This window comes from Kitasatospora griseola, assembly GCF_014648555.1.
Classification (GTDB): Bacteria; Actinomycetota; Actinomycetes; order Streptomycetales; family Streptomycetaceae; genus Kitasatospora; species Kitasatospora griseola.
In genome coordinates, this window is the sequence record NZ_BMRI01000060.1 from 16695 (window position 1) to 20520 (window position 3826).

At 73.3% G+C, this 3826-nt stretch carries 3 protein-coding genes; 2 read left to right on the top strand and 1 reads right to left on the bottom strand.

Translation table 11 applies throughout. The features are described 5' to 3' along the window. Positions 1–17 precede the first annotated feature (17 nt). Positions 18–1073: a CU044_5270 family protein gene (locus IEZ12_RS35980; RefSeq protein WP_189278435.1), complete on the top strand. Its 1056-nt coding sequence runs from the start codon at positions 18–20 to the stop codon at positions 1071–1073. Positions 1074–1666: 593 nt separating this feature from the next. Here the strand turns inward: IEZ12_RS35980 and IEZ12_RS35985 are convergent. Beyond that, positions 1667–2617 carry a LysR family transcriptional regulator gene (locus IEZ12_RS35985; protein ID WP_189278437.1) on the bottom strand — a complete coding sequence of 317 codons (951 nt, stop codon included), beginning with the start codon at positions 2615–2617 and terminating at the stop codon, positions 1667–1669. A gap of 100 nt (positions 2618–2717) precedes the next feature. Between IEZ12_RS35985 and pcaD the strand changes: the two genes are divergently transcribed. Beyond that, positions 2718–3524, top strand: coding sequence for a 3-oxoadipate enol-lactonase (gene pcaD / locus IEZ12_RS35990; RefSeq protein ID WP_189278439.1), 807 nt, complete (start codon positions 2718–2720; stop codon positions 3522–3524). Positions 3525–3826 lie beyond the last annotated feature (302 nt).

Consider the following 3826-nt stretch of genomic DNA (forward strand, 5'->3'; position numbering starts at 1 on the left):
CACAAGGAGACGCACCGATGATCCGCAACCCGCGGCGGCGCAACGAACCGCTCGACCACGCGGAACTGGCCGGCCTCCTGCCCGCGCCGGCCGACCCCCGCCTGGCGGCCGACCGCCGGCGCCTGCTCGAGGAGCACCTGATGAACGAGATCCACCGGCCCGACCCCACCCCCGCGCCCGCCCCGGCACGGCGCCCGCTGCGCCGTTCCGCCCTGATCGCGGCGCCGGTCGCCGCGGCCGCGGCCCTCGCCGTGGTCGTTTCCCTGGGCGCCTCGCCCGACACCGCGACGGTGGCGGCCCCGCGGCCGGTCAAGGCGCCCGTCGTGCAGATCGAGGAGGGCAGCGCCGTCAAGGTCACCTCGACGGTGCGCGAGCTCGCCGCCGCCGCGACGGCGAACACCGCGCCCCGGCCCGTACCGGGCCAGTACATCTACATCAAGAGCCGGGTCTCGTTCATGGCCTCCAGCTTCAACGGGGACACGGGGGAGTCCGCCACCTGGGTCCAGCCGCTGCACGACCGCGAGGTGTGGAAGTCCCCCGACGGCACCAAGGGCTGGCTGGACGAGCCGGGCTACCAGGCCAAGGGCGGCATCGCGCTGGGCAGCGACGATCCCCTGAAGCAGCTGACCTACACGTGGCTCGCGGCCCAGCCCGCCGACCCCGACGCGCTGCTGAAGTTCGCCTACTCGACGGCGGGCGGCACCCGGGACCGCGACCAGCAGGCGTTCAACGAGATCGGCTCCATCATCCGCGAGCAGCTCGTGCCCTCCGGCCTCGCCGGCGCGCTCTACGAGGCGGCCGGCAGGATCCCGGGCGTCGTGGTGGTCGAGCACGCGCAGGACGCCTCCGACCGCGACGGGATCGCGCTGGCGCGCCTGGACCCGCAGACCGGCGAGCGGTCGGAGTGGATCTTCGACCGGGAGAGCCACCAGTACCTCGGCAGCCGCGGCGTGCAGATCCGGGAGGTCAACGGCGTCAAGCCCGGCACCGTCGTGGAACGCACGGCCATCGTCACCCGCGCGGTCGTCGACGCCAACAAGCAGCACCCCGGGGCCGACCGGGCCAAGGCCTGACACCCTCGCACCGGCCGGGGCTTCCGCTCCGGCCGGTGCCGCCGGCGATCCGGTGCGGCCGAAACCGGCGGGCCTTCCCCGTCAACGGGGCGGACCGACCCCGGATGGCCGGCCGCACGCACGCACGTCGTGGCGACGGCCCCGGACACCGCCCTCGGACGGGCCGCCGCGCCGGGCCCGACGGACGAGCCGCCGGCCTCGGGTCTTCGTACCCGCGGCCGTCAGGCACAGGGACGGTCGAGCGGATTCCGGCGGAATCGCCCGGCAAGACCGGGAATGCCGCGACGACGTCGGAACACGGCGGGGGACCCCGGACGGCGAAGAACGCCACCGGCCGCCACCCACCACCGGTCGCAGAGGTTCATGGCTGGCGTACCTCCACCGACCGGGAGATGCCCGCACGACCTCCACGGCACGCGGACCCGCCGCCCGGGGGGGGCTGCCGTCCGGGCGGCCGCCGGCCCCGCCACGGGAAACCCGGCCGGAGGCGGCGGCCCTGCCCGTCACCACTCGGGTCGGACCCGCCTTGCCGCAGGTGCCGGCGGACCTTGATCCCGGCGGTACGGCATCGGCCGCCGGCCGGCAGCGCGGGTTCAACCCGAGGGACGTGCCGGTGCCGCCTTCGTCCTGGGCATGCGGCCCAGCGCTGGCCGCAGTACCGGTGCGTGGCGGGCCAGGAAGTCCCACAGCTGATCGGCGACCGGGCCGTGCGGCCGGTCGCGCAGGCGCGCTGCCGAGAGTTCTTCGACCACGCCGGGGAAGTGCCGTCCGGCGATGGAGAGCAGGCTTCCGTCGCGCAACTCCGACTCGATCATGAATCGCGGCAGGTGCCCCCATGCCATGCCGTGCAGGATCAGCTCCTTCTTCATGAGGTGGTCGGGCACGGAACACCGGGGCGCGCCCTCGACCAGGAAGTGGCCCTGCTCGGACGGGTGCCGCGCCGAATCCCGGACGATGCACTGGGTGAAGGCCTGCATCCGCTGCGGCGTGATGTCGGTGTCCGGGGGGAAGGGCAGGAAACCGGGCGCCACCACGGGCACCAGCGCGACGCGGCCGAGGTTGACCCACTCCATCCGCACGTCACTTCTGGGAAGGCGGTGCACGATGAGATCGGCTTCGTCCTCCAGCAGCCGCTCCCAGGGGCCGGTCACCGTTTCGAACTGCAGGTGCAGTCGCGTCTGCGGGTGCTGCGCGAAGAAGCGGCCGAGCAGCGCCAGTACCGGCGGCAGCGGGCAGAGGTCCCCGAGCACCACGCGCAGTTCGGCCTCCTCGCCCATCGCCAACTGCGCGGCGTAGAGGCGGAGTTCCTCTCCCTCGTGCAGCAGGAGGCGGACCTTGCGGTGAAAGGCCTGCCCCGTCCCGGTGAGCCGCACCCGGTAGCCCGAGCGATCCAGCAGGGTCAGGCCCAACTGGCGCTCCAGCTTGGCCACCGCGGCGAAGACCGACGGATGCGAGCGGTGCAGCCGCTCGGCGGCGGCCTGGAAGCCGCCCTCGCTCACGACGGCGTCGAAGCACTGCAACTCGTGGAGCGTGAAGTTCGACATTGTCCAGACAACCTACAGTCCTGTTCCGATCTTTGTCATAGAACTCTGCGGGTGGCGTTCCTAGGCTGGGCACATAGCCGCTGAACCCACTGGAGCCGACATGACCTCCCAGACCCGTACCGCCATCACCACCGGCGATGGAGTCCGCCTCGCCTACCGCTACGACGGCGACGAGAGCAAGCCGGTGCTGCTGCTCTCGAACTCCATCGGAACCGACCTCCACATGTGGGACGGCCAGGTGCCGGCCCTCACCGAGCACTTCCGGGTGCTGCGCTACGACGCACGCGGCCACGGCGCCTCGGACGTCCCGAGCGGCCCGTACTCACTGGACCGGCTGGGGCGCGACGCGGTGGAACTGCTGGACGCACTGGGCCTGCAACGGGTGCACGTGCTGGGCCTGTCCCTCGGCGGAATCGTGGCGCAGTGGCTGGCGATCCACGTTCCGGAGCGGGTCGACCGCCTCGTGCTCTCCAACACCGCCGCGCACCTCGGCCCGGCGAGCCAGTGGGACCGTCCCATCGCCGAACTGCTGGAGGCCCCCGACATGCGGGCCACCGCGGAGATGTTCCTCCGCAACTGGTTCCCGGCCGCCATGCTGGAAGAGGGCAGCGAGACCGTCGAGGGCTTCCGCCGCACACTGCTCGCCACGCGACGCGAGGGCGTGGCCGGGAGCTGGGCCGCGGTACGCGACTCCGACCTGCGCCGCACAGCCGCGCTCATCGCCAGCCCGACACTGGTCATCGCGGGCGAGCACGACACCGTCACCTCCGCAGCCCACGGAGAAGAGGTCGCCGCCACCATCCCGGGCGCGCGGTTCACCGTCCTGCCCACGGTGCACCTGGCGAACGTCGAACGGCCGACGGAATTCCTGGACGCCGTGGTGACCTTCCTCCGCGAACGGCCCTGACGGCCCCTGCAGCCGGCAACGACCCCTGCGGACGGCAACGCCGCGCCGCCGCCGGGCGGCGCCGCCGCATCGGTCGGGCCGCCGACCGCGGCTGGGACGGAGCCGCTGCGGAGGTGGGCCCGGCCCCGGCCGGCCGGGGCCCCGCGGCGGCGTTGCCGGGCCCGGCGGCCGAGCCCACCCGGGGCCCCGGAGCCCCAGGGCCCCGGAGCCCCGGGGGCTCCCGCGTGAGAAAGTGTTGGGTAATTGATCAACTGCGCGTTGTGATGCGGTGGCGGTGATCTTCGTGGCGGCTGGTCCGCGAA